At 70.3% G+C, this 22166-nt stretch carries 21 protein-coding genes; 12 read left to right on the top strand and 9 right to left on the bottom strand.

Annotation, left to right across the window (positions count from 1 at the left end; all coding sequences use genetic code 11):
• The first annotated feature begins 55 nt into the window (after window positions 1–55).
• The 3 genes from mdeB to INQ48_30375 all read left to right on the top strand — a co-directional run bounded on the left by mdeB (window position 56) and on the right by INQ48_30375 (window position 5008).
• Window positions 56–2722 carry an alpha-ketoglutarate dehydrogenase gene (mdeB, locus tag INQ48_30385; protein ID QRF57542.1) on the top strand — a complete coding sequence of 889 codons (2667 nt, stop codon included), beginning with the start codon at window positions 56–58 and terminating at the stop codon, window positions 2720–2722.
• Between the two features lie 90 nt (window positions 2723–2812).
• Window positions 2813–3832, top strand: a complete 1020-nt coding sequence (locus INQ48_30380) for a GlxA family transcriptional regulator (protein ID QRF57541.1) — start codon at window positions 2813–2815, stop codon at window positions 3830–3832.
• Between the two features lie 3 nt (window positions 3833–3835).
• Entirely contained in the window at window positions 3836–5008 is a 1173-nt protein-coding gene (locus INQ48_30375; protein QRF57540.1) for an MFS transporter, read from the top strand.
• Here the strand turns inward: INQ48_30375 and INQ48_30370 are convergent.
• Both INQ48_30370 and INQ48_30365 read right to left on the bottom strand, forming a co-directional pair.
• On the bottom strand, window positions 5005–5973 hold the full coding sequence (locus tag INQ48_30370) for a hypothetical protein (protein QRF57539.1): 969 nt from the start codon (window positions 5971–5973) through the stop codon (window positions 5005–5007). The genes INQ48_30375 and INQ48_30370 overlap by 4 nt on opposite strands.
• Window positions 5957–6640 (bottom strand): hypothetical protein, encoded by a 684-nt coding sequence (locus INQ48_30365; protein ID QRF57538.1) that lies wholly within the window; start codon window positions 6638–6640, stop codon window positions 5957–5959. The genes INQ48_30370 and INQ48_30365 overlap by 17 nt, the downstream gene beginning before the upstream one ends.
• A 47-nt stretch (window positions 6641–6687) precedes the next feature.
• Here INQ48_30365 and INQ48_30360 point away from each other — a divergent pair, with 47 nt between their 5' ends.
• The 9 genes from INQ48_30360 to INQ48_30320 all read left to right on the top strand — a co-directional run bounded on the left by INQ48_30360 (window position 6688) and on the right by INQ48_30320 (window position 15180).
• Complete coding sequence (locus INQ48_30360) at window positions 6688–7497, top strand: FadR family transcriptional regulator (protein QRF57537.1); 810 nt, start codon at window positions 6688–6690, stop codon at window positions 7495–7497.
• A gap of 82 nt (window positions 7498–7579) precedes the next feature.
• Window positions 7580–8503, top strand: coding sequence for an NAD(P)-dependent oxidoreductase (locus INQ48_30355; GenBank protein ID QRF57536.1), 924 nt, complete (start codon window positions 7580–7582; stop codon window positions 8501–8503).
• Window positions 8504–8586: 83 nt separating this feature from the next.
• The gene (locus INQ48_30350) at window positions 8587–9390 is read left to right on the top strand and encodes an alpha/beta hydrolase (protein ID QRF60959.1); all 804 of its coding nucleotides are present in this window, start codon (window positions 8587–8589) and stop codon (window positions 9388–9390) included.
• 34 nt (window positions 9391–9424) lie between these two features.
• Entirely contained in the window at window positions 9425–10438 is a 1014-nt protein-coding gene (locus tag INQ48_30345; GenBank protein ID QRF57535.1) for an NAD-dependent epimerase/dehydratase family protein, read from the top strand.
• 3 nt (window positions 10439–10441) lie between these two features.
• Complete coding sequence (locus tag INQ48_30340) at window positions 10442–11713, top strand: four-carbon acid sugar kinase family protein (protein ID QRF57534.1); 1272 nt, start codon at window positions 10442–10444, stop codon at window positions 11711–11713.
• 280 nt (window positions 11714–11993) lie between these two features.
• Entirely contained in the window at window positions 11994–12668 is a 675-nt protein-coding gene (locus INQ48_30335) for an aldolase (protein ID QRF57533.1), read from the top strand.
• A 45-nt stretch (window positions 12669–12713) separates the two neighbouring features.
• Window positions 12714–13532, top strand: a complete 819-nt coding sequence (locus tag INQ48_30330; protein ID QRF57532.1) for a hydroxypyruvate isomerase family protein — start codon at window positions 12714–12716, stop codon at window positions 13530–13532.
• Complete coding sequence (locus INQ48_30325; GenBank protein QRF60958.1) at window positions 13529–14722, top strand: amidohydrolase family protein; 1194 nt, start codon at window positions 13529–13531, stop codon at window positions 14720–14722. Before INQ48_30330 ends, INQ48_30325 begins: the two co-directional genes overlap by 4 nt.
• Window positions 14719–15180: a RidA family protein gene (locus INQ48_30320; GenBank protein ID QRF57531.1), complete on the top strand. Its 462-nt coding sequence runs from the start codon at window positions 14719–14721 to the stop codon at window positions 15178–15180. Before INQ48_30325 ends, INQ48_30320 begins: the two co-directional genes overlap by 4 nt.
• A 132-nt stretch (window positions 15181–15312) precedes the next feature.
• Here INQ48_30320 and INQ48_30315 read toward each other — a convergent pair whose 3' ends face one another.
• From INQ48_30315 to INQ48_30285, 7 genes are all read right to left on the bottom strand, one after another.
• Window positions 15313–15978 (bottom strand): TetR family transcriptional regulator C-terminal domain-containing protein, encoded by a 666-nt coding sequence (locus tag INQ48_30315; GenBank protein ID QRF57530.1) that lies wholly within the window; start codon window positions 15976–15978, stop codon window positions 15313–15315.
• A gap of 8 nt (window positions 15979–15986) precedes the next feature.
• A complete protein-coding gene (locus INQ48_30310; protein QRF57529.1) occupies window positions 15987–16958 on the bottom strand; it encodes an oxidoreductase in 972 nt (323 codons plus the stop codon).
• Between the two features lie 31 nt (window positions 16959–16989).
• A complete protein-coding gene (locus INQ48_30305) occupies window positions 16990–17580 on the bottom strand; it encodes an NAD(P)H-dependent oxidoreductase (GenBank protein QRF57528.1) in 591 nt (196 codons plus the stop codon).
• A gap of 431 nt (window positions 17581–18011) precedes the next feature.
• Window positions 18012–19049 carry an ABC transporter substrate-binding protein gene (locus INQ48_30300; GenBank protein QRF57527.1) on the bottom strand — a complete coding sequence of 346 codons (1038 nt, stop codon included), beginning with the start codon at window positions 19047–19049 and terminating at the stop codon, window positions 18012–18014.
• A gap of 53 nt (window positions 19050–19102) precedes the next feature.
• Window positions 19103–20503: an FAD-binding oxidoreductase gene (locus INQ48_30295; protein ID QRF57526.1), complete on the bottom strand. Its 1401-nt coding sequence runs from the start codon at window positions 20501–20503 to the stop codon at window positions 19103–19105.
• Window positions 20475–21374 (bottom strand): ABC transporter permease, encoded by a 900-nt coding sequence (locus INQ48_30290; GenBank protein ID QRF57525.1) that lies wholly within the window; start codon window positions 21372–21374, stop codon window positions 20475–20477. Before INQ48_30290 ends, INQ48_30295 begins: the two co-directional genes overlap by 29 nt.
• On the bottom strand, window positions 21352–22158 hold the full coding sequence (locus INQ48_30285; GenBank protein QRF57524.1) for an ABC transporter ATP-binding protein: 807 nt from the start codon (window positions 22156–22158) through the stop codon (window positions 21352–21354). The genes INQ48_30290 and INQ48_30285 overlap by 23 nt, the downstream gene beginning before the upstream one ends.
• Window positions 22159–22166: the final 8 nt, after the last annotated feature.

The following is a 22166-nucleotide window of genomic DNA, read 5'->3' as shown; positions in this document are numbered from 1 at the left end:
AAGATGCGGACTGCAGCAGTAGCCAATTCTTTTCGTGGCGGCTTAAAGTGCCGGCATGAACGCCCCGATTTCCGCCGACCAGATCCGTGCCCTGCTGCTCGACGAGGCAGCGCTGTCGCACGACCCCGATCCCGCCGAGACCGCCGAATGGCGCGAGTCCTTCCTCGCGCTGGCGCAGGTCCACGGGCCGCAGCGCGCGCGCCAGATGCTCGACGAACTCGCGCGGCTCGCGCGCCAGCAGCGCATCGGCTGGCAGCCGGAGCTGTCGACGCCGTACGTCAACACCATCGCGGCCGAGGACCAGCCGCCGTTCCCGGGCGACCTCGCCGTCGAGGAGAAGCTGGCCTCGCTGATGCGCTGGAACGCGCTCGCGATGGTGGCCAAGGCCAACCAGGCCTATGGCGAGCTCGGCGGCCACATCGCGAGCTACGCGAGCGCGGCCGACCTGTTCGAGACCGGCTTCAACCATTTCTTCCACGCGCGCAGCGCGGCCCATGGCGGCGACCTCGTGTTCTTCCAGCCGCACAGCGCGCCGGGCGTTTACGCGCGCGCCTACCTCGAGGGGCGCCTGAGCGAAGGCGACCTCGCCCACTACCGTCAGGAACTCACCGCGCCCGCCTTCGTCGACGGCAGCGGCGCGCGCGGCCTGTGCAGCTATCCCCATCCCTACCTGATGCCGGACTTCTGGCAGTTCCCCACCGGCTCGATGGGGATCGGTCCGATCAGCTCGATCTACCACGCGCGCTTCATGCGCTACCTCTCGCACCGCAACCTGCTGAACTGCGAAGGCCGCAAAGTCTGGGGCGTGTTCGGCGACGGCGAGATGGACGAGCCCGAATCGATGAGCGCGCTGACCCTGGCCGCGCGCGAGAAGCTCGACAACCTCGTGTGGGTGGTCAACTGCAACCTGCAGCGCCTCGACGGCCCGGTGCGCGGCAACGGCCGCATCATCGACGAGCTCGAGAAGCTGTTCGCGGGCGCCGGCTGGAACGTCATCAAGCTGGTCTGGGGCAGCGACTGGGACGGCCTGTTCGCGCGCGACACCAGCGGTGCGCTGGCGCGCGCCTTCGCCGCCACCGTCGACGGCCAGATGCAGACCTTCGCGGCCAAGGACGGGCGCTTCAACCGCGACAACTTCTTCGGCCAGAACCCCGAGCTTGCGCGCCTGGCCGAGGGCATGACCGACGAGCAGATCGACCGCCTCAAGCGCGGCGGCCACGACCTCGTGAAGATCCATGCCGCCTATGCCGCGGCCGCCGCCCACAAGGGCCGGCCCACCGTGATCCTGGCCCACACCAAGAAGGGCTACGGCATGGGCAGCGCGGCCCAGGGAAAGATGACCACGCACTCGCACAAGAAGATGGGCGAGGTCGACCTGATCGAGTTCCGCGACCGCTTCGACCTGCCGCTGAGCGACGCGCAGGCCGCCGCCATGGACTTCTACCGCCCGGCCGAGGACAGCGCCGAGATGCGCTACCTGCGCCAGCACCGCGAGGCGCTCGGCGGCGCCATGCCGCGCCGCGAAACCGCCTGCGAACCCGTGGCCAAGCCCGAGCTCGCGAACTACGCGCAGTTCGCGGTCGCGGCCGCCGGCAAGGAGATGAGCACCACCATGGCCTTCGTGCGCCTCTTGGGCAACCTGCTCAAGGACAAGGCGCTGGGCCCGCGCATCGTGCCGATCGTGGCCGACGAGGCGCGCACCTTCGGCATGGCGAACCTGTTCAAGCAGGTCGGCATCTATTCGAGCGTGGGCCAGCGCTACGCGCCCGAGGACATCGGCTCGGTGCTGAGCTACCGCGAGGCCACCGACGGCCAGATCCTCGAGGAAGGCATCAGCGAGGCCGGCGCCATCGCGAGCTGGACCGCCGCGGCCACCAGCTACAGCGTGCACGGCCTGGCGATGCTGCCGTTCTACATCTACTACTCGATGTTCGGCTTCCAGCGCGTGGGCGACGCGATCTGGGCCGCGGCCGACCAGCGCGCGCGCGGCTTCCTGCTCGGCGCCACCTCGGGGCGCACCACGCTCGGCGGCGAGGGGCTGCAGCACCAGGACGGCAGCAGCCACCTCGTGGCCGCGACCATTCCCAACTGCAAGGCCTACGACCCGGCCTACGCGGGCGAGATGGCGGTGATCGTCGACGCGGGCATCCGCGAGATGATGGTCGAGCAGCAGGACGTGTTCTATTACGTCACGCTGATGAACGAGAACTACGCGCAGCCCGACGTGCCCGCGGGCGCCGAGGCCGACATCCTGCGCGGCTGCTATCGCTTCGGCACCTACGCGCCGGCCGCGGGCAAGGCGAAGAAGAAGGTCACGCTGATGGGTTCGGGCGCGATCCTCACCGAGGTGGTGAAGGCCGCGCAGCTGCTGGCCGACGAGGGCATCGAGGCCGAGGTGTTCAGCGTCACGAGCTGGAGCGAGCTCGCGCGCGACGGCCTGGCCTGCGAGCAGCGCGCCATCGCGGGCGAGCAAACGGGCGAGGACGCCGGCGAAGCCTTCGTCGCGCGCCAGCTCGGCCAGGGCAAGGCGCCGATCGTCGCCGCCACCGACTACGTGCGCGCCGTGCCCGAGAGCATCCGCGCCTTCCTGCCCGCGGGCCGGCGCTACCTCACGCTGGGCACCGACGGCTTCGGGCGCAGCGACACGCGCGCCGCGCTGCGCGGCTTCTTCGGCGTCGACGCGCAGAGCATCGCGAAGGCCGCGCGGCACGCGCTGGGCTAACCCGCCACACGGGCCGGCCACGCCGAAAGTGGCCGGATCCGTGGGGTCGTTGTCGTTGCGGCCAATCGCGGCGCGCACGACACTGCCGGCATGCAAACGCCGCGCGCCATCGCCTGCACGATCTACCCCGATGTCCAGGTGCTGGACGTCACCGGTCCGCTGCAGGTGTTCGCCTCGGCCAACGTCGAGCTGCAGCGTCAGGGCCGCCCGGCCGGCTACTCGCTGCACCTGCTGGCCGACGCGGTGGGGCCGGTGGCTTGCTCGGCCGGCTTCTCGCTGCTGGCCGAGGCCGCGCGCGAGGACGAGGACCCGGCGCGCTTCGACACCGTGCTCGTGCCCGGCGGCTGGGGCGCCGAGGACCAGCTGAACAACGAGGCCCTGCTGGCCTGGCTCCAGCGCGCCGAGCCGCGCGTGCGCCGGCTCGGCTCGGTCTGCTCGGGTGCGCTGATCCTCGCGCAGGCCGGCCTGCTCGACGGCCGCCTCGCCACCACCCACTGGGACAGCGTCGAGGCGCTGCGCACGCGCCATCCCGCGGTCGAGGTGGCGGCCGACCGGCTCCATACCTACGACCCGAGCGGGCGCGAGGGCGACGGCCATGTCTTCACCTCGGCCGGCGTCACCACCGGCATCGACCTCGCGCTGGCGCTGGTCGAGCACGACCTCGGCCGCGCGATCGCGCTGGCGGTGGCGCGCCGGCTCGTGATGTTCCTGCGCCGGCCCGGCGGGCAGGCGCAGTTCAGCCGCTTCCTCGCGCCCGAGGCCACGCATGCGCCACGGCTGTCGTCGCTGCTCGAATGGATCCCGGGCCAGCTCGCGGGCGACCTCTCGCTCGAGGTGCTGGCCGAGCGCGCCTGCATGCCGCCGCGCACCCTGAGCCGCGTGTTCCGGCGCGAGCTCGGCATGACGCCCGGCCACTACGTCGAGCGCGTGCGCGTCGAGGCCGCCTCGGCCTTGCTCGCCCATGCGCAGACCTCGGTGTCGACCGTGGCGCGGCTGTGCGGCTTCGGCCATCCCGAGACGCTGCGGCGCAGCTTCCACAAGCACCTCGCCGTGAGTCCGCAGGCCTTCGCCGAGCGCTTCGGCGCGGGCGCGCCGCGTGCGGGAGGCTGAGCGATGCAGCTGCTGCGCAACCCCGCGATCCGGCTGCTGTTCCTCGGCCAGGCGCTCTACTGGTCGTGCTCGATCATCGGCATCACGCTGACCTCGGTCGCGGGCCTGCGGCTCGCGCCCTGGCCCGCGCTGGCCACCCTGCCGCTCGCGCTGCTGGTGCTCGGCAACCTCGCGGCCGTGTCGCCGCTGTCGATGTTCATGCAGCGGCGCGGCCGCCGCCACGGCCTGATGGGCGGCGCGCTGCTCGGCGTGGTGGGCGGGCTGGTCTGCGCCACGGGCCTGGGGCTCGGCAGCTTCGCGCTGTTCTGCCTCGGCGCCGCCTGCATCGGCGGCTACCAGGCCTCGGCCGGCTTCTACCGCTATGCCGCGCTCGAGGCCGTCGAGCCGCGCCACAAGGGCCGCGCCGCCGCGCTGGTGGTCGGCGGCGGTGTCTGCGCGGCCGTGTTCGCACCCGCCATCGCGGTCTGGACGCGCAACGCGCTGCCCGTGCCCTTCGTGGGCGCCTACCTCGCGATCGCGGTGCTCGCCCTGTGCGGCGTGGTCGCCATGTCGCGCTTGCGCGAAGGCGCGGCGCCGCCGGCCGTGGCGCGCGGCTGGGCCCAGATGCGCGCGCTGCTCGCGCGCCCGATGCTGCGCGCCGCCATCCTCATGACCGCCATCGGCCACGGCCTCATGGTGCTGGCGATGAACGCGACCCCGCTCGCGATGGACTTCTGCGGCTTCTCCGCCTCCGCGGCCGCGCAGGTGATCCAGTGGCACGTGCTCGGCATGTTCGCGCAGGCCTTCTTCGCCGGCGCGCTGGTCGACCGCTGGGGCAGCCGCCGCGTCGCGATGCTCGGCTCGGCGATCCTCGCGACCAGCGCCGCGGTCGCGCTCTCGGGCCAGGACTTCGCGCACTTCCTCGCGAGCTCGCTGCTGCTGGGCCTGGGCTGGAACCTGATGTTGATCGCTGGCACCACGCTGCTGGCCGAGGCCCATGCCGAGCACGAGCGCGGACCTGCGCAGGCGCTGATGGAACTCAGCAACGGCACCACGGCCGTGCTGATGTCCTTCGGCTCGGGCGCGCTGCTCGCAGGCGTGGGGTGGACCGCGATCAACCTCGCGATGCTGCCGCTGCTGGCGTTTGCGTTGACGCTGCTGTGGCTCAACGCGCGGCCGGTGGTGGAGCGGGCCTAGATCGCTTGTTGGACCGGTCTCGCGGGCCAGTCCGCGGGCGGGGCGATGACGTCGAGCGCCTGCAAGGCGAATGTCTTGCGCGGCGTGCGGTTGCGCAGCCGTGCTTCGCGCACCTTGACCCTGGCGCGGACATGCCGATGCAGAGGCGCCAGTCCCTCTTGCAGCGAGTGCTCCATGGCGGCACGCGTCACCGTGCCGACCACCACGCTCCGATCGCCATGCAGGCGCAGTTCGAAGCGCGACGAATACTCGGCCCAGCCGATGACCTCGCCTTCGAGCATCTCGACGCGGTCTTCGATGGTCATCGCCTCGGCGCGTTGGCGCGCGCGTCGAACGGCTTGCGTCGAGAGTTCGAAGTCCCGCTCGCCTTCGACGAGGCGAAGACTGGCGCCCTCGTCGTCGAGCAGCTTGAAGAACTCCTGCAAGGTTCCGAGCTGGCGGTTGTCCACGTCGGCCGAGGCTTCGTCGAACAGGGCGTCGTCCGCCGCCGCCATGCGGGAGAGGGTATCGGCCACGTGATCCACGGCGTCCTTGAGCGGTGCGTCGCTGCTGGCAGGTTCGCTGCCCTGCAGCACGAAACCGAACGAGCCGCGTACGACGTCGGTGACCAGCAACTGGGTGTCGTCGCTCATCGGCACGCGGCCACGCGAAGAGAGCGGGCCTGTCTCGGCGGCCGCATAGCGCTGACTTACCAGCTTCTGAAACTTGCCGATGGCCTGCGTCCCGAACGACGCCTTGATGCCATTCGAGCCCACGACCGGGCGCCCCCCGAAGAACAAGGCCACGCCGACGGGTGCGTTCGTGCCTGCTTCCGACAATTCGGTCAGTTCCTTTTCGAGGCGCGCGACGCGCTGAGCATATTGATGCACCGCGATCGGATCGTCGTGTGCCTGCCCGTCCGCCAGCAGCTGACGAACCTGCGCCAGGTCAGCCTGCAGGAATTGCTTCTCAAGTTGAGCCAGCATTCGGTTCTCCTTGGTGCATGAGTCGATCGAGCATCACACGGGCGGAGTGATCGTCGGAATCCATGGGCAACTGCAGCATGCCTTTCCACAGGGCATCGCCGCGGCGATGAGAAAACAAACCATACCAATAGCGCGTCTGCTGCACCAACCGCTCCGGCGAGGTGGTCAGGTTGATGATGCTGGTGTCGCAGTGAAACCCCTGCTTGCAGCGCTCGTGATCGAAGAGATCGGGGCGCTCGTCCATTATCCGATTGATCTCCGTCTTGCTCATTCCCCGGGGCGGGTAGGCGAAGCTCACGACGTCGATGTCCCGAGGTGGGCGACTTTCGCGTGCCTCGATATCCTCGACGAAACTGCCATCGAGCCACTGAAAGCCTTCGACGAACCCGATGCCGCGGAGTTCGGCGCGATAGCGCAACAGGCCGTCGAGGATGGTGCATCGCGCCGTGCCGATGGCGAAGCGCTGCACCATTTCGCTGGCCGACACCAGGTAAGGCGAGCTGTGCGCGCCACTCAACCGCTCGCCCTCGAATGGCGGCAGCACGTGCGAATGATTGAAGGTCGGAATCACGAGCGGCAGCATAGCCAGCGGGCCCCACAGCGCCGCTCGACGCGCAGGAAATGCCGCGGGAAATGCGCCGAACTGCGCGCTTGCCTTCATCCGCATGCGATGGCATCCCGCCGGCGGGCCTGCGTTAGAGTCGCAGCCCATTCATGACCGCCCGCTTCCAATCGCTCGCCCCCGCAGTCCGCCTGGCCGACCAGGTGGCCGATGCGCTGGCGGCCGAGGTGCGCAGCGGGCGCTTGTCCGAGGGCGATCGGCTGCCGACCGAGTCCGCGCTGGCCGAGCAGTTCGGCGTCAGCCGCACGGTGGTGCGCGAGGCGGTGTCGCGGCTCAAGTCGCTCGGGCTGGTCGACTCGCGGCAGGGCAGCGGCGTCTATGTGCGCGCGGCCGGGGTCGAGCCGTTGCGCTTCGAGATGCCGCACGTGGCCTCGCGCGAGGCGGTGATCCAGATGGTCGAATTGCGCCGCGCGCTCGAGGCCGAGGTGGCGGCGCTGGCGGCCGAGCGCCGCACGGCCGAGGACGTGCGCCGCATCCGCGACGCGATCGCGGCGCTGCATGCGGCCGTGGCCGTGGGCGGCAACGGTGCCGACGAGGACGTGCGCTTCCACCGCGCCATCGCCGAGGCGGCGCGCAATCCGTTCCTGATCGGCACCTTGCAGTACCTGCGGCAGTTCCTGCACGGCGCCACCCGCGTTACGCGCGCCAACGAGGCGCGCCGCGCCGACTTCGCGCGCGAGGTGGCGCAGGAACACGCGCGCATCGTCGAGGCGATCGAGGCCGGCGATGCGCTGCGCGCGCGCGAGGCCGCCAAGACCCACATGGACAACGCGATCCGCCGCATCGAGCAGGCCGACCCGGCCTTCTGGCAGCAGGAGGGCGCGCAGCTCGCGCGGCCGCTGGTCGAGGGGCTGCAGGAGAGCGGCGCGGCCAGCAAGGGGCGGCGCAAGAAGGCCTCCTGAGGGGCGGGCTGGAATTCGGTGCGAGACAAAGTCGTCTCAAATTTGTATGATGACCTGACAAATAATCCAGCCCCTTCCTTCCATGACCACTTCCTCCCCTCCCGTCGTCGGCCTCGTGGGCCTCGGCGCCATGGGCGCCGGCATGGCGCAGTCGCTGCGCCGCGCGGGCCATGCGCCGCACGTGTTCGACCTGCGCCGCGAGGCCGCGCAGGCCTTCGCGCGCGACGGCGGCACCGCCTGCGACACGCTGGCCGCGCTCGGCGCCGCCAGCGACATCGTGATCTCGGTCGTCGTGAACGCGCAGCAGACCGAGGCGGTGCTGTTCGGCGACGGCGGCACGCCGGGCTGCGCGGCCTCAATGAAGCCCGGCAGCCTGTTCGTGATGTGCTCGACGGTCGACCCCAACTGGTCGGTGGCGCTCGAGGCGCGGCTCGCAAAGCTCGGCCTGCTCTACCTCGACGCGCCGATCTCGGGCGGCGCCGCCAAGGCCGCGAGCGGCCAGATGACGATGATGACCGCCGGCACGCCCGCGGCCTACGACAAGGCCGCGGGCGTGCTCGACGCGATGGCCGCCAAGGTCTACCGGCTCGGCGACAGCGCGGGCGCGGGCAGCAAGGTGAAGGTCATCAACCAGCTGCTGGCCGGCGTGCACATCGCGGCCGCGGCCGAGGCCATGGCACTGGGCCTGCGCGAGGGCGTGGACCCGGCCGCGCTCTACGAGGTCATCACCCACAGCGCGGGAAACAGCTGGATGTTCGAGAACCGCATGGCGCACGTGCTCGCGGGCGACTACACGCCGCTGTCGGCGGTCGACATCTTCGTGAAGGACCTGGGCCTGGTGCTCGACGTGGCGCGCGCCAGCAAGTTTCCGCTGCCGCTGTCGTCCACCGCGCACCAGATGTTCATGCAGGCCTCGACCGCGGGCCATGCGCGCGAGGACGACAGCGCGGTGATCAAGATCTTCCCGGGCATCGAACTGCCGGCCGCGAAAGGAAATGCCTCGTGAGCGAACACAGGACCGTCGACACGCCGCTGCTGCGCATCGGCTACGAGGAATGGAACGCCACCGGCGCCGCCACCGTGGTGCTGATGCACGGCTGGCCCGACAGCCCGCGCGGCTGGCATGGCGTGGCCGCGCGCCTGGCCGCCGCCGGCTGGCGCGTGCTGCTGCCCGCGCTGCGCGGCTTCGCGCCCACGCGCTTCCTGCATGCGGACACGCCGCGCAGCGGCCAGCTCTCGGCGCTGGGCCGCGACCTGCTCGACTTCATCGATGCGCTGCGGCTCGAGCGCCCCGCGCTGGTCGGCCACGACTGGGGCGCCCGCGCGGTGGCGAATGCCTGCGGGCTGCGCCCCGGCGTGGCGAGCGCGCTGGCGCTGCTGTCGGTGGGCTACGGCACCAACGCGCCGGGCCAGCCGGTGCCGCTCGAGCAGGCGCGCAACTACTGGTACCACTGGTACATGGCCACGCCGCGCGGCGAGCGCACGGTGCACGACGACCGCCTCGCCTTCACGCGCATGATGTGGCGCACCTGGGGCCCGCCCGGCTGGTACGACGAGGCCGAGTTCGACACCACCGCCGCCGCCTTCGAGGGCGAGGACTGGGCCCGCGTGGTGGTGCATTCGTACCGCCATCGCTGGGGCTACGCGCCCGGCGATCCGCATTACGCGGCCGACGATGCGGCGCTCGATCCCGCGCCCGTGCTGTCGGTGTCCACGCTGGTGCTGCACGGCGCGGCCGATGCGTGCAATCATCCGGACAGCTCGGCGGGCAAGGAGCGCTTCTTCAGCGGCCCCTACCGCCGCGAGCTGCTGGACGGCGTCGGCCACTTCCCGCAGCGCGAGGCACCCGACGCGGTGGCCGATGCGCTGCTGCGCTTCCTGCCGGCCCTCTGACCCACTTGCGAACGACCACCGAGACAAGACGACCATGAACATCCTCATCACCGGCGGCTGCGGCTTCCTCGGCGCGCGCCTCGCGCGCACGCTGCTCGCCCAGGGACCGCTGGCGCTGGCCGGCGCCGCGCCGCAACCCATCGAACGCATCGTGCTGGCCGACCGCGTGGCGCCGCCGGCCGATCTCGCGGCCGACGCACGCGTGCAGTTCCTGCAGGGCGACCTGCTCGAGCAGGCGCACAGCGGCACGCTGCCGATCGCGAGCAGCCAGCTCGTGTTCCACCTGGCTGCCGCCGTCAGCGGCGAATGCGAGGCCGACTTCGACCTCGGCATGCGCAGCAACCTCGACACCACGCGCGCGCTGCTCGAGGCCGCGCGCCGCGCCGGCCATGCGCCGGTGTTCGTGTTCTCGAGCTCGGTCGCGGTGTTCGGCGATTCGCCCGAGCAGCGGCTGCCGGCGCTGATCGAGGACACGACGCTGCCCACGCCGCAGAACAGCTACGGCATCCAGAAGTTCGTCGGCGAGCAACTGGTGGCCGACTTCACGCGCAAGGGCTTCGTGCAGGGCCGCAACGTGCGGCTGATGACGGTGTCGGTGCGTCCCGGCCGGCCCAACGGCGCGGCCTCGAGCTTCCTCAGCGGCATGCTGCGCGAACCGCTCGCGGGCGAACGCGCGCGCTGCCCGGTCGCGCCCGACACGCCGGTGGCGCTGGCCTCGCCCGGCAACACCATCGCGGGCATCGTGCGCGCGGCCACGGCCAGTGGCGCCGAGTGGGGCGCGCGCACCGCCATCAACCTGCCCGCGCTGACCACCACCGTGCGCGAGATGGCGCAGGCGCTCGAGCGCATCGCCGGCACCGAGGCAACGAGCCTGATCGACTGGGAGCCCGACGCGGCGATCGCGAAGATCGTCACGAGCTGGCCCAGCCGCGTGCATGCGGCGCGTGCCGAGGCGCTGGGTCTGAAGGCCGATGCCAGCTTCGACGCGATCCTGCGCGACTACGTGCGCGAGAACCCGCAGGCGGTCAAACTCGCGGTGAAGGGCTGAGCGATGGCGAAGCTGCTGCTCGGCTGCATCGCCGACGATTTCACCGGCGCCACCGACCTCGCCAACAACCTGGTGCGCGCGGGCATGCGCGTGGTGCAGACGATCGGCGTGCCCGCGGGCCCGCTCGCGGCCGAGGTGGATGCGGTGGTGGTCGCGCTCAAGTCGCGCACCATCGCGCCGGCCGAGGCCATCGCGCAGTCTCTCGAGGCGCTGCGCTGGCTGCAGGCGCAGGGCGCGCGACAGATCTACTTCAAGTACTGCTCGACCTTCGACAGCACGCCGCGGGGCAACATCGGCCCGGTGACCGAGACGCTGATGGAGGCGCTGGGCAGCGACTTCACCATCGCCACGCCGGCCTTCCCCGACAACAAGCGCACGGTGTTCAAGGGCTACCTGTTCGCGGGCGAGGTGCTGCTCAACGAGAGCGGCATGCAGAACCATCCGCTGACGCCGATGACCGACCCGAACCTGGTGCGGGTGCTGCAGGCGCAGTGCCGGCGTAAGGTGGGGCTGATCGATCACGCGGTGGTGGCGCGCGGCGCGCAAGCGATCGAAGCGCGCATCGCGCAGCTGAAGGCCGAGGGCGTGTCGATCGCGATCGTCGACGCAGTGTCGAACGATGACCTGCTGCGCATGGGCCCGGCGCTCGCGAAGCTGCCGCTGGTCACCGCGGGCTCGGGCGTGGCCATCGGCCTGCCGGCCAACTTCGGCCTCGCGCCCTCTTCGCAGGCCAGCGCGCTGCCGAAGGCCGGCGGCCGCACGGCAGTGGTGTCGGGCAGCTGTTCGCTCGCCACCAACCGGCAGGTGCTCGACTTCATCGGACGGGGCGGCGCGGCATTGGCCATCGATCCGCTGCGCATCGCGGCCGGTGTCGACGTCGCGGCCGAAGCGCTGGCCTGGGCCGCACCGCTGATCGACAAGGGGCCGGTGCTCGTCTACTCCACGGCCGAAGCCGGTGCCGTGAAGTCGGTACAAGGCCAACTGGGCGTGGAAGAGGCCGGCGCGATGGTCGAGCGCACCATCGCCGCGATCGCGCGCGGGCTGGTCGAGCATGGTGTGCGCCAACTCGTGGTGGCGGGCGGCGAAACCTCCGGGGCCTGCGTGCAGGCGCTCGGCATCGCGCAGATGCAGATCGGGCCGCAGATCGATCCGGGGGTGCCTTGGTGTCATGCGCGTTCTTCGTTGGCGCCGGACACTGGGGTGCATATCGCGTTGAAGTCGGGGAACTTCGGGGGGGATGATTTCTTTACCAAAGCGTTTGCGGTGTTGGGGTGAACTGCCTGGGTCGTGTTCGGGGCGGGCTCACGCCGATGGGGTACTCCCCTCCGCGAATGTCCCCCGCCTTCGGCTCCTCCTTTATTTCGCTGCGGGGAGTACCCCATCGACGTGAGCCTGGACACGGCCGTAGAACCGGCCGCACAACACGAGCGCGTCTCGTGCACAGGGTATCGGGTGCTTCCCGCAGCGAAATAAAGGAGGAGCCCGAAGGGCGGGGGACATTCGCGGAGGGAAGTACCCGATGCCCTGTGCACGCACCCCGAACAAGAAGCCAAAAATGACCGAAACAAAAGCAAGAGAAGAAATCTGCCGCACAGCAAAAAGCCTGTTCGACCGAGGCTACGTCCACGCCACCGCCGGCAACGTCAGCGTGCGCCTGGAAGACGGTGGCTTCCTCATCACCCCGACAGATGCCTGCCTGGGCTTCCTCGACCCCGCGCGGCTCGCGAGGCTCGATGCGCAGGGCCAGCAGACCAGCGGTGACCGTGCCAGCAAGACCATTGCGCTGCACATGCGCATCTACGAAGCAGCGCGAGCATTCGACGCCGAGACCGCCTGCGTGATCCACACCCACAGCAGCCACTGCGTCGCACTCACGTTGAGCGAAACCAGCGACGAACTGCTGCCCGCCCTCACGCCGTACTTCGTGATGAAGGTCGGCCACGTGCCGCGCATTCACTACCACCGCCCGGGCGCACCCGAAGCGGCGGCCGAAGTCGCGCAGGTCATTGCGCAGCGCGGCGCGGCCGGTGTGCCGATCCGCGCCGTGATGCTCGACCGCCTCGGCCCCAACGTGTGGCACGACACTCCCGCCGCCGCGATGGCCGTGCTCGAGGAACTCGAGGAGACCGCCAGGCTCCACCTCATGACGCGCGACCATGCCACGCCACCCGCGCCGCTGTCGCCCGAACAGATCGCCGAACTGCGCTCGACCTTCGGCGCGCGCTGGTAAGTTCGTTCGAGACCACAATCGCCAGAACTTCAAAGAGACAACGCCATGCCACGCTTCGCCGCCAACCTCTCGATGCTCTATCCCGAGCTGGACTTCCTTGACCGCTTCGATGCCGCCGCGAAGGACGGCTTCGAGGCCGTCGAGTACCTGTTCCCCTATGCCTTCTCCAAGGAAGACATCGTCGCGCGCCTCCGGCACAACGGCCTGCAACAGGTGCTCTTCAACGGCCCGCCCGGCAACTGGGAGGGCGGCGAACGCGGCCTGGCCTGCCTGCCGGGGCGCGACGCCGAGTTCCGCGAAGGCATTGCGAAAGCCATCGACTACGCGGTCGCGCTCGACTGCCCGCGCATCCACGTCATGGCCGGGCTGGTGTCCGAGGGCCTCACGGCCGATGCCGTGCAGCGGGTGTACGTCGACAACCTGCGCTGGGCCGCCGAGGAGGCCGCGAAGGCCGGGCGCGACGTGCTGATCGAGCCGATCAACACGCGCGACATCCCGCGCTTCTTCCTCAACCGCCAGGACCATGCGCATGCCATCGTCGAGAGCATCGGCGCGCCGAACCTCAAGGTGCAGATGGACCTCTACCACTGCCAGATCGTCGAGGGCGACGTCGCGATGAAGCTGCGCCAGTACCTGCCCACCGGCCGCGTCGGCCACATCCAGATCGCCGGCGTGCCCGAGCGGCACGAGCCCGACATCGGCGAGCAGAACTATCCCTACCTGTTCCAGGTGATCGACGAGGTGTCGGCGCAATCCGGCTGGCAGGGTTGGGTCGGCTGCGAATACCGGCCGCGGCGCGGCAGTGAGCCCGGCGGCACCTCGGCCGGGCTGGGCTGGCTGCGCGCGTGGCGCGAGGCGCAGTGAAGCTCGAGGCGCTGCGCATCCCGAAGCCGCTGCGCGGCTTCGCGTCGGAAGCCGAGCTGTTCGACCTGGTGCTGGACGGCGATCGCGTGGCCTCGGTCGCGCCGAGCGCGCGGCAGGATTCGGCGCGCGGCATCGTGCTGAGCGCCTGTGTCGACGCGCATGCGCACATCGACAAGAACTACACCGTGCAGGAAGTGGGCGCGGCGCAGGGCAACCTGTTCGCGGCCATCGAGCGCATGAACGGCCACCGGGCCGGCTGGACCGCCGAGTCGCTGCGCCCGCGCATGGAACGCGCGCTCGAGGACGCCTGGCGCAGCGGCACGCGCGCGCTGCGCACCCACCTCGACTGGGTGCAGCCCGAGGCGCCGGTCTCGCTCGCGGTGTTCGAATCGCTGCGCGAAGCCTGGCGCGGCCGCGTCGAGCTGCAGTTCGTCTCGCTCACGCCGCTCGACCTGTTCGCCGATGCCGAGGCCGGCGAGCGCATCGCGCGCGAGGTGGCGCGCGCGGGCGGCGCGCTGGGTGCCTTCGTCTACCGCAACGAGGCCCTGTTGCCCAAGCTCGACCGCGTGTTCGAGCTCGCCCACAAGCACGGGCTGTCGCTCGACTTCCATGTCGACGAGGGCCTCGATGCCGACGCCAGCGGCCTGCGCGCCATCGCGCAGCTGGTGCGCGCGCGCGGCTTCGCGGGCCGCGTGGTCTGCGGCCATGCCTGCTCGCTCTCGGTGCAGGACGATGCCGTGGCGCACGAAACCCTGGCGCTGTGCGCGGGCGCGGGCCTGCACCTGGTCGCGCTGCCCACCACCAACCTCTACCTGCAGGGCGCCTGGGACCGCACGCCGGTGCCGCGCGGCATCACGCGCATCCGCGAGGCCGCGGCACGCGGCTTGCGTGCGAGCCTGGCGACGGACAACGTGCAGGACGCCTTCTATCCCTACGGCAGCTACGACCTCGTCGAGACCTTCGGCCTCGGCGTGCAGGTGGCGCACCTCGCGCCGGCGCTCGACTGGATCGACAGCATCACGCTCGCGCCGGCGCGGGCGCTCGGGCTGGCCTGGGACGGTCGCATCGCCGCGGGTTGTCCGGCCGACCTGGTGGTGCTGGCCGCCACCGACGAACACGAACTCATCGACCCGCGCGGCCGCCGCCGCAGTGTCATCCGCGCGGGCCGGATCCTGGAGCACACCGCATGAGCATGGGCAAGCCGATGGCCAACTATGCCGCCGCCAAGCGCGTCGGCGATTTCGTCTACATGAGCGGCGTGGTCGCCGTCGACCCGGCCACGCGCCGCGCGGTCGCCGGCTACGACGCCATTCCCGAGGCCGGGCGCAGCGCGCTGCAGGGCCTGGGCTACGCTACCGGCCAGATGTCGGTCGACGTGTTCGAGGCGCCGATCGTGGCGCAGAGCTGGTTCGTGCTCGAGCGCATCCGCCAGATCGCGGCCGAGCACGGCGGCACCATGGAGGACGTGGTGAAGCTGGTGCAGTACTTCCGCCACCTGCCGCACTACGCCTTCTACAACCGCGTGCGCGGCCTGTTCTATCCGGGCGAGCCGCCGGTCAGCACGGTGGTGGAGGTGTCGCGCTTCCTACCGGGCGACGAGGTGCTGGTGGAGGTCGAGGCCACGATGTACCTGCCGCAGAAGCGGTGAAGCGCGGAAGTCGCTGCGCAACGATCCGTTCGGGCTGAGCTTGGCCTGTCCTGAGCTTGCCGAAGGATCGAAGCCTCGCGCGGCGCTTCGACAAGCTCAGCGTGAACGGTTCGTAGAGTACCGCCGGGCAAACTACCTGACGCCCGCGCCCTTGAACAGGAACGCCGTCACCTGCTCGACCAGGTAATCGCGGTCCTGCGCGTCGCCGTGCTGCGCGGTGTTGCGGAAGTACGCGGCCTGGGTTGCATGGTCGGCATAGAACTGGGTCACGGCCCAGATGTGGAACAGCACCAGCATCGGGTCGGCCTCGTCCATCAGGCCCTGGTCCATCCAGTTGCGGATCACGGCGGCGGCCTGGTCGGTGCGCTGCTTGCTCGTGTCCATCAGGGTGTTGAGCACCGGCGCGCCGCGCAGCATCTCGGCCGTGAAGATGCGCGAACGCAGCGGATGCTCGAACGAGAACGCCATCTTGCGGCGGATCAGGTCGCCGAGCACCTTGCGCGGGCCCAGGGCCTCGTCGTCGAAGCCGAAGACCACGATCCAGTCGGTGAGGATGTCCTGCAGGATCTGCCGGTACAGCGCCTCCTTGCTGTCGATGTAGTAGTGCAGCTGCGCCTTCGAGAGCCCGGCCTTGTCGGCGATCGCCTGGGTCGAGGCGCCGGCCAGGCCCTCGCTCGCGAACACCTCGATCGCGGCCTGGTTGATCACGCCGAGCACCTGCGCGTACTTGCGCGAGCGCCCGCGCGTGGCGGGGCCCTCGGCGTCCTCGGCGGTGTCGACGGCGGGGGGGCGGGCCATGCGCGGTCTCAGAGCTGCACCACCAGCTCGGCCCCCTTGGCGCGCGAGCAGCACAGCGCCACCTTGTGGCGCCGCTCGCTGCCCGTGAGGCAGAAGTCGCGGTGCTCGGCGCCCTCGCCTTCGGCACCGACCACGCAGGTGCCGCACAGGCCCTGCTCGCACGACACCGGGATGTCGATGCCGACCTCGTGCAGCGCGTCGACCGCGGTCTGGTCGGCCGCCACCGGCACCGCGATGCCGCGCTGCGCGAGCCGCAGCACGAAGGGCTGGCCCGCGGTGGCGGCGGCATCGGTGGGCGCGGCGAAGTACTCGGCGTGGATCGCGTCCTCGGGCCACTGCGCGGCGGCCGCCGCGTCGCGCACCGCCTGCATGAAGCCGCCGGGGCCGCAGACATAGAGATGGGCGGCGCCGGCATGCGCCGCCAGCAGCGCGCGCAGGTCGATGCGCTGCGAGGCATCGCCCTGGTCGAGGTGCAGCCGCACATGCGGCGCCAGCGCCGGAGCGCGCAGCGCCTCGGCGAAGGCCAGGTGCTCCTCGGCGCGCGCGAACACGCACAGCGTGAAGCCCTCGCCGCGCGCGGCCAGCGCCTGCGCCATCGCCAGCAGCGGCGTCATGCCGATGCCGCCGGCCAGCAGCAGGTGGTGGCGCGCCTGCGCCTGCAGCGGGAAGGTGTTGCGCGGCGTGCTGATCGGCAGCAGGTCGCCCTCGCGCACGCGCTCGTGCATCGAGGCCGAGCCGCCGCGGCTCGCGGCCTCGCGCTTCACGCCGATCAGGTAGGACGAGACGGTGCCCGCCGAGGGCGCGCGAGCCAGCGAGTACTGGCGCGAGAAGCCGCCGGGCATGTGCACGTCGATGTGCGCGCCGGCCTCGTAGCCGGGCAGCGCGCGGCCCCAGGGATGGGCCAGCTCGAAGGCCAGGATTTCGGGCGTCTGGCGCGCGATGCGCGTCACGCGGACGGTGAGCGTGCGTTCGAGGCTCATGGTGTTTTCTCCCGGATCGTTGGGGTCGTGGTCACAGCGTTTGCAGCTTGCGCGCGACGCGCTCGATGAAACGCGTGCGGTCGAGCGCGGTCACGGCGTTCATGTCGTGCAGCTGCAGCCAGGTCACCTTGCAGCGCCAGGCGAACAGGGCGCGCAGCGCGCGCGTGAACAGCCGCCGCCCGGGGTCGCCGATGATCATCACGAACCAGCGCGGCGAGCCGCCCGTGGTGACCACCGTCAGGCGCTGGATGTGGCGCATGCCCGAGCGCGCGGCCTGGCCCTTGCGCTCGGCCGGCAGGAAGGCCACGCCGGGCAGCCACACCCGTTCCAGCCAGCCCTTGAGCATCGAGGGCGGTCCGTGGAACCAGGTGGGATAGACGAACACCAGGTGCTCGGCCCACAGCAGCGCCTCGACGTGGGGTTGCACGCGTTCGCGGATCAATTGGGTGTTGTCGAGGTACGCGATGCGTTCCTCGCGGGTCAGCGTCGGGTCGAAGCCCTCGGCGTACAGGTCGATGGCCCGGACCTGGTGGCGGGGTTCGAGGGCGGCGAGCGCCGTGCGGTAGAGCGCGTGGTTGAAGCTGTCAGGGTTCGGATGGCAATGAACGACGAGCGTTTTCATGGAAGGGCCGGTTCGCCGATAGGACCTGTTAACGCTATGCAAGGGGTCGCGAAGCTCGCCAGAGCCCGCCCATCAAGGCGCGCGACGACGCGTGTGCGTCCGCACACGCTAGGAGCGCAACGCCGAGGGGCGGGCTCTGGCGAGCTTCCCTCCGGGTTGCCCCGCAAAGGGGCCGTCTGCGGCGTTGCCCGCGCTTGCAAGGCGCCAGCCTTGCTGCGCGCGGGCGCCTTGCATCCAGCCCCTTTGCGGGGCAACGCGACCCCTTGCATAGCGTTAACAGGTCCTAGGCGGCAATACGGGGTCAGAGCCCAGAAATGAAGAGCCGCACGGTGCCTTATGGCATCCCAGGCGCCGGCATCTGACCCCGGCGCAAGCACCGCGCGGCCCGCGGAGAAATCGGTGTGGTCGTGGATCGGGTCCTTGGTCGCGGCTTACTTGCCCGTGAGCTTCTTGCGCACGTCCAGGCCCACGCCCTTGTTGACGAACTGGGTCGTGACCACCTTCGACAGGTCGACCTCGCCGGGCTTGTAGAGGCCGGCCTTGACCATCTTGTCGTAGAAATCCTTCACGCGCGCCTCGTCCATCGCGCCGATGCCCTTGGTCAGCGACTCGCCGCTGTCGACGATGCCCATCTTCTTCATGAGCTCGATCGAGCCCTGCAGCGCGGCCACGGGCGAGTCGGGGTTGGTCTTGGCGATCAGCTCGTTGGCGGCCTTGTTGTCGCCGTAGAGGTAGTTGTTCCAGCCGATGATCGAGGCCTCGACGAACTTGCGCACCGTCTCGGGCTTGGTCTTCACCAGGTCGGCGCGCGTCTCGATGGTGGTCGAGTAGGTCGAGAAGCCGTTGTCGGCCAGCAGCTGCACCACCGGGTCGAAGCCGGCCTGGGCCTTGATCGACAGCGGCTCGGAGATCGCGTAGCCCTGCTGGATCGACTTCTTGTCGGCCAGGAACGGACCCACGTTGAAGGTGTAGGGCTTGAGCTGCGAATCCTTGAAGCCGTGCTCCGACTTCATCCACTGCCAGAAGCTGAACTGGCCGTCCTTGCCGATGAAGGCCACGGGCGCCTTGGTCATGTCCTTGAAGGTGTCGAAGCCCTGGCCCGGGTGCGCGAACATGGCCTGCGGGTCCTTCTGGAAGAAGGCCGCGACCACCACCGTGGGCACGCCGTTCTTCACGTTGTCGAAGGACTGCAGCAGGTTGCCGGTCATCAGGAAGTCGATCTTGCCGGCCGGCAGCATCGGCCGGTTGTTGACCATCGGGCCGCCCTGCTGGATCTCGACGTCGAGGCCGTACTTCTTGTAGGTGCCGTCCACCAGCGCCTGGTAGAAGCCGCCGTGGCCGGCCTGCGCCTTCCAGTTGGTGGCGAACACCACCTTCTCCTGCGCCTGCGCGGCGAAGGCGGCGGCGGTCAGCGCCAAGCCGAGGGCCAGGCTGCCGAGCGGGCGGATGCGGAAAGCGGGGATGCGCATGAGGACGTGCTCCTGTGGAGGTTTTTTGGAAGGGACGCGAAGCCTAAATCTTTTCAGCGGTCGATGGCCATGTCGGGGGTCCAGCCGCGCGTCTTGCCGGGGTTCATCAGGCCCATCGGGTCGCTGCGCTTCTTGAACTCGATCTGCTGCGTGTCGATGGTCTTCATGCCGCCGTCCTCGATGGTCACCACGTGCGGATTGAAGATCTTGCAGCCGCCCTGCGACTCGATCTCGCGGATCAGCTCGTACTGGCGCGCCTCGCCGGTCCAGCGCACCAGCAGGATGCCGAAGGTGCCGGCCTCGCCGCCCGCGCGCGCGAAGTCCTGGTGCTGCAGCACCTCGTCGCCGAAGATCTCGAGGTGGCGCTCGACCACCGCGGGATCGAAGGGCTGCGCATAGGCCACCTGCAGGTAGGTCCAGCCGCGGTCCATCTTGAGCGCCTGCAGCGTCGTGTGGTTGAACGCGCATTCGTAGGCCGGCGGCAGGCCGGCCGCGAGCAGTTCGGCCTCGGTTCCGGCCAGTGCGATGTGGCCGCCGTGCGCGGCGGCGAGCGTACGGAAGTCGTCCATCGACCCGGGCGCGACCATCGTGAAGACCGCGTGCCGGTCGGCGGGAAAGTGCTCGCCCATCGCCGTGTAGTAGGGCGAGAAGCGCGCCTCCACGGTCGACAGCAGGAACAGGTCGAGATCGGGCGTGCTGGCCGCGATGCCGAAGTCCAGCGCCGCGCGGTAGCGCTCGAACAGCACCGTGCAGTGCACCCAGTCGACGGCCGGGCTCAGCGCCACCTCCACGTCGAGGATCACGCCATTGGTGCCGTAGGCATGGTGCACCTGCTGGATCTCGTCGCCCGCGAGCTCGATCACGCGCGGCTCGCGCTCCACCGTCATCACGCGCGCGCGCAGCAGGTTGCCGGGGTCGCGCAGGATGCCGTGGCGGAACGAGCCGATGCCGCCGAAGCCGCCCGCGATGAAGCCGCCGATGCTGGCCACGTGCCAGGTCGAGGGCCACATGCGCAGCGCCTGGCCGGTCTCGCGCGCGGCCAGGTCGATGTCGTGCATGCGCGCGCCGGCCTCCACCCGCATGCGGCCGTCGCCGATGTCGAGCACGCGGCACAGCTGCGTCACGTCCATCACCAGCCCCCCCTCGAGCGGCACGCACTGGCCGTAGTTGCCGGTGCCGCCCGCGCGCACCGTGAGCGGCAGCTTCCACTTGGCGGCGGTGGCGCAGACCTGGCGCACGTCGTCCTCGGTGCCGACCTTCACGACCAGCTCGGCCACGCAGCCCGAGAGCTGCGCCGTGAGGATCGGGCTGTACCAGAAGAAGTCCTTCGACAGCTGCTTGCGCTGGCCCGGCGCGGTGACCAGGTTCAGGCCCGCGAGGTCGCGGCGCACCGCGTCCCAGTCGACGGCCGGGGCGAGCGAGGTCCTAGCGTTCACGGCGCATTTCGCTTTCATGCCAGTGGCCCAGCACCAGGCGCGAGAGCGCGGCGAAGACGATGAAGATCACGATCCCGAGCAGCGACACCAAGAGCAGCGCCGCGAACATCATCGGAATCTCGGTGCGGAAGCTCGACTCGAGGATGCGCGAGGCCAGCCCGGTTTCCTTGCCGGCCGTGCCCGCGGTGAACTCGGCCACCACCGCGCCGATCAGGCTCAGGCCGCCCGCGATCTTCAGGCCCGCCATGAAGTAGGGCAGCGCGCTGGGCGCGAGCAGGTAGCGGAAGGTCTGCCAGGGCGAGGCCTTGTAGAGCTGGAACAGGTCGCGCAGGTTGCTGTCGGCGCTCTTGAGGCCCACCACCGTGTTCGACAGGATCGGGAAGAAGGCCACGATCCAGGCGCACAGCAGCAGTGCCGCGGTGGTGCTCGAGACGTAGATCAGGATCAGCGGCGCGATCGCGATGATCGGCGTGACCTGCAGGATCACCGCGATCGGGAACAGCCCGATCTCCACCCACTTGAACAGCGCGAAGGCGATCGCCAGCAGCACGCCGCCGACGATGGCCGCGGCCAGCGCGAGCAGCGTGAGCCGCACGGTGAACCACAGCGCGCTCGAGAGCGTGTCCCAGTTGTCGAACAGCGTCTTCAGGATCAGCGAGGGCGCGGGCAGGATGTAGTGCGGGATGTTGTTGGCGCGCACGGTCCATTCCCACAGCAGCAGCAGCGCGCCGACCACCACCGCGGGCACCACGATGCGCAGCAGCGATTCGCGCCGGCGCTGCCGGTCCTCGTGCGCGCGCTGGGCGTCGGCCGAGGGCGTGGCGAGGTCGTCGTCGTGCAGGGCGGGCGCAACGGTGACCGCGGGCTCAGTGATCGATGTCGACGCCATGCAGGGCTCCATGCAGGGATTGGGACACCGCGGTGCAGTGCGCGTTGTAGCGGCTCGAGGTGCGGAAGGCCTCGCCGCGCGGATAGGGCTCGTCGATGCGGATCTCGTCGATCACGCGGCCCGGGCGCGCGGCCATCACCACGATGCGGTTCGAGAGGTAGACCGACTCGTAGACGCTGTGCGTGACGAACACCACCGAGAAGCGGTGCTCGCGCCAGATCGCGAGCAGGTCGTTGTTGAGCTTGATGCGCGTCATCTCGTCGAGCGCGGCGAAGGGCTCGTCCATCAGGAGGAGGCGCGGGTGCGTGACCAGCGCGCGCGCGATCGACACCCGCATCTTCATGCCGCCCGAGAGCTCGCGCGGATAGACGTCGGCGAAGCGCGAGAGACCGACCATCTCGAGCACCTGCTGCACCACGGGCGCGGCGGCATCGCGCTTCATGCCCGCGAGCTTGAGCGGCAGCCAGACGTTGTCGAACACCTTGGCCCAGGGCATGAGCGTCGGTTCCTGGAACACGAAGCCCAGGTCGCGGTCGGTGCGCGCGGCGGCGCCGCCGGTCCAGGCCATCTCGCCGCTGCTGGCGCGCGTGAGGCCGGCGATCAGCCGCAGCGCCGTGCTCTTGCCGCAGCCCGAGGGGCCGAGGAAGCTGATGAAGTCGTGCGCGCCGATGTCGAGCGACATGCCCTGCAGCGCGAGCGTGCCGTTGGCGAAGCGCTTGCCGACATTGCGCAGCCGGACCAGCGGCGCTTCGGCATCGGGGGTGGATGGCGTGGTGCTTTCCATGGGGTGTT

Origin of the sequence: Variovorax paradoxus (assembly GCA_016806145.1) — a bacterium.
Classification (GTDB): domain Bacteria; phylum Pseudomonadota; class Gammaproteobacteria; order Burkholderiales; family Burkholderiaceae_C; genus Variovorax.
The sequence above is the reverse complement of the archived record's forward strand: the minus strand, read 5'-3'. Positions and strand labels throughout refer to the sequence as shown.

Excerpts from the sequence above, each read along its gene's own strand:
- INQ48_30320 (QRF57531.1), top strand. The coding sequence starts at position 14,719 with ATGAGCATGGGCAAGCCGATGGCCAACTATGCCGCCGCCAAGCGCGTC.
- INQ48_30365 (QRF57538.1), bottom strand. The coding sequence starts at position 6,640 with ATGCGGATGAAGGCAAGCGCGCAGTTCGGCGCATTTCCCGCGGCATTT.
- INQ48_30305 (QRF57528.1), bottom strand. The coding sequence starts at position 17,580 with ATGAAAACGCTCGTCGTTCATTGCCATCCGAACCCTGACAGCTTCAAC.
- INQ48_30310 (QRF57529.1), bottom strand. The coding sequence starts at position 16,958 with ATGAGCCTCGAACGCACGCTCACCGTCCGCGTGACGCGCATCGCGCGC.
- INQ48_30345 (QRF57535.1), top strand. The coding sequence starts at position 9,425 with ATGAACATCCTCATCACCGGCGGCTGCGGCTTCCTCGGCGCGCGCCTC.
- INQ48_30285 (QRF57524.1), bottom strand. The coding sequence starts at position 22,158 with ATGGAAAGCACCACGCCATCCACCCCCGATGCCGAAGCGCCGCTGGTC.
- INQ48_30295 (QRF57526.1), bottom strand. The coding sequence starts at position 20,503 with ATGAAAGCGAAATGCGCCGTGAACGCTAGGACCTCGCTCGCCCCGGCC.
- INQ48_30300 (QRF57527.1), bottom strand. The coding sequence starts at position 19,049 with ATGCGCATCCCCGCTTTCCGCATCCGCCCGCTCGGCAGCCTGGCCCTC.
- INQ48_30290 (QRF57525.1), bottom strand. The coding sequence starts at position 21,374 with ATGGCGTCGACATCGATCACTGAGCCCGCGGTCACCGTTGCGCCCGCC.
- INQ48_30330 (QRF57532.1), top strand. The coding sequence starts at position 12,714 with ATGCCACGCTTCGCCGCCAACCTCTCGATGCTCTATCCCGAGCTGGAC.
- INQ48_30355 (QRF57536.1), top strand. The coding sequence starts at position 7,580 with ATGACCACTTCCTCCCCTCCCGTCGTCGGCCTCGTGGGCCTCGGCGCC.
- INQ48_30370 (QRF57539.1), bottom strand. The coding sequence starts at position 5,973 with ATGCTGGCTCAACTTGAGAAGCAATTCCTGCAGGCTGACCTGGCGCAG.
- INQ48_30375 (QRF57540.1), top strand. The coding sequence starts at position 3,836 with ATGCAGCTGCTGCGCAACCCCGCGATCCGGCTGCTGTTCCTCGGCCAG.
- INQ48_30380 (QRF57541.1), top strand. The coding sequence starts at position 2,813 with ATGCAAACGCCGCGCGCCATCGCCTGCACGATCTACCCCGATGTCCAG.
- INQ48_30315 (QRF57530.1), bottom strand. The coding sequence starts at position 15,978 with ATGGCCCGCCCCCCCGCCGTCGACACCGCCGAGGACGCCGAGGGCCCC.
- INQ48_30360 (QRF57537.1), top strand. The coding sequence starts at position 6,688 with ATGACCGCCCGCTTCCAATCGCTCGCCCCCGCAGTCCGCCTGGCCGAC.
- INQ48_30350 (QRF60959.1), top strand. The coding sequence starts at position 8,587 with ATGCACGGCTGGCCCGACAGCCCGCGCGGCTGGCATGGCGTGGCCGCG.
- mdeB (QRF57542.1), top strand. The coding sequence starts at position 56 with ATGAACGCCCCGATTTCCGCCGACCAGATCCGTGCCCTGCTGCTCGAC.
- INQ48_30335 (QRF57533.1), top strand. The coding sequence starts at position 11,994 with ATGACCGAAACAAAAGCAAGAGAAGAAATCTGCCGCACAGCAAAAAGC.
- INQ48_30340 (QRF57534.1), top strand. The coding sequence starts at position 10,442 with ATGGCGAAGCTGCTGCTCGGCTGCATCGCCGACGATTTCACCGGCGCC.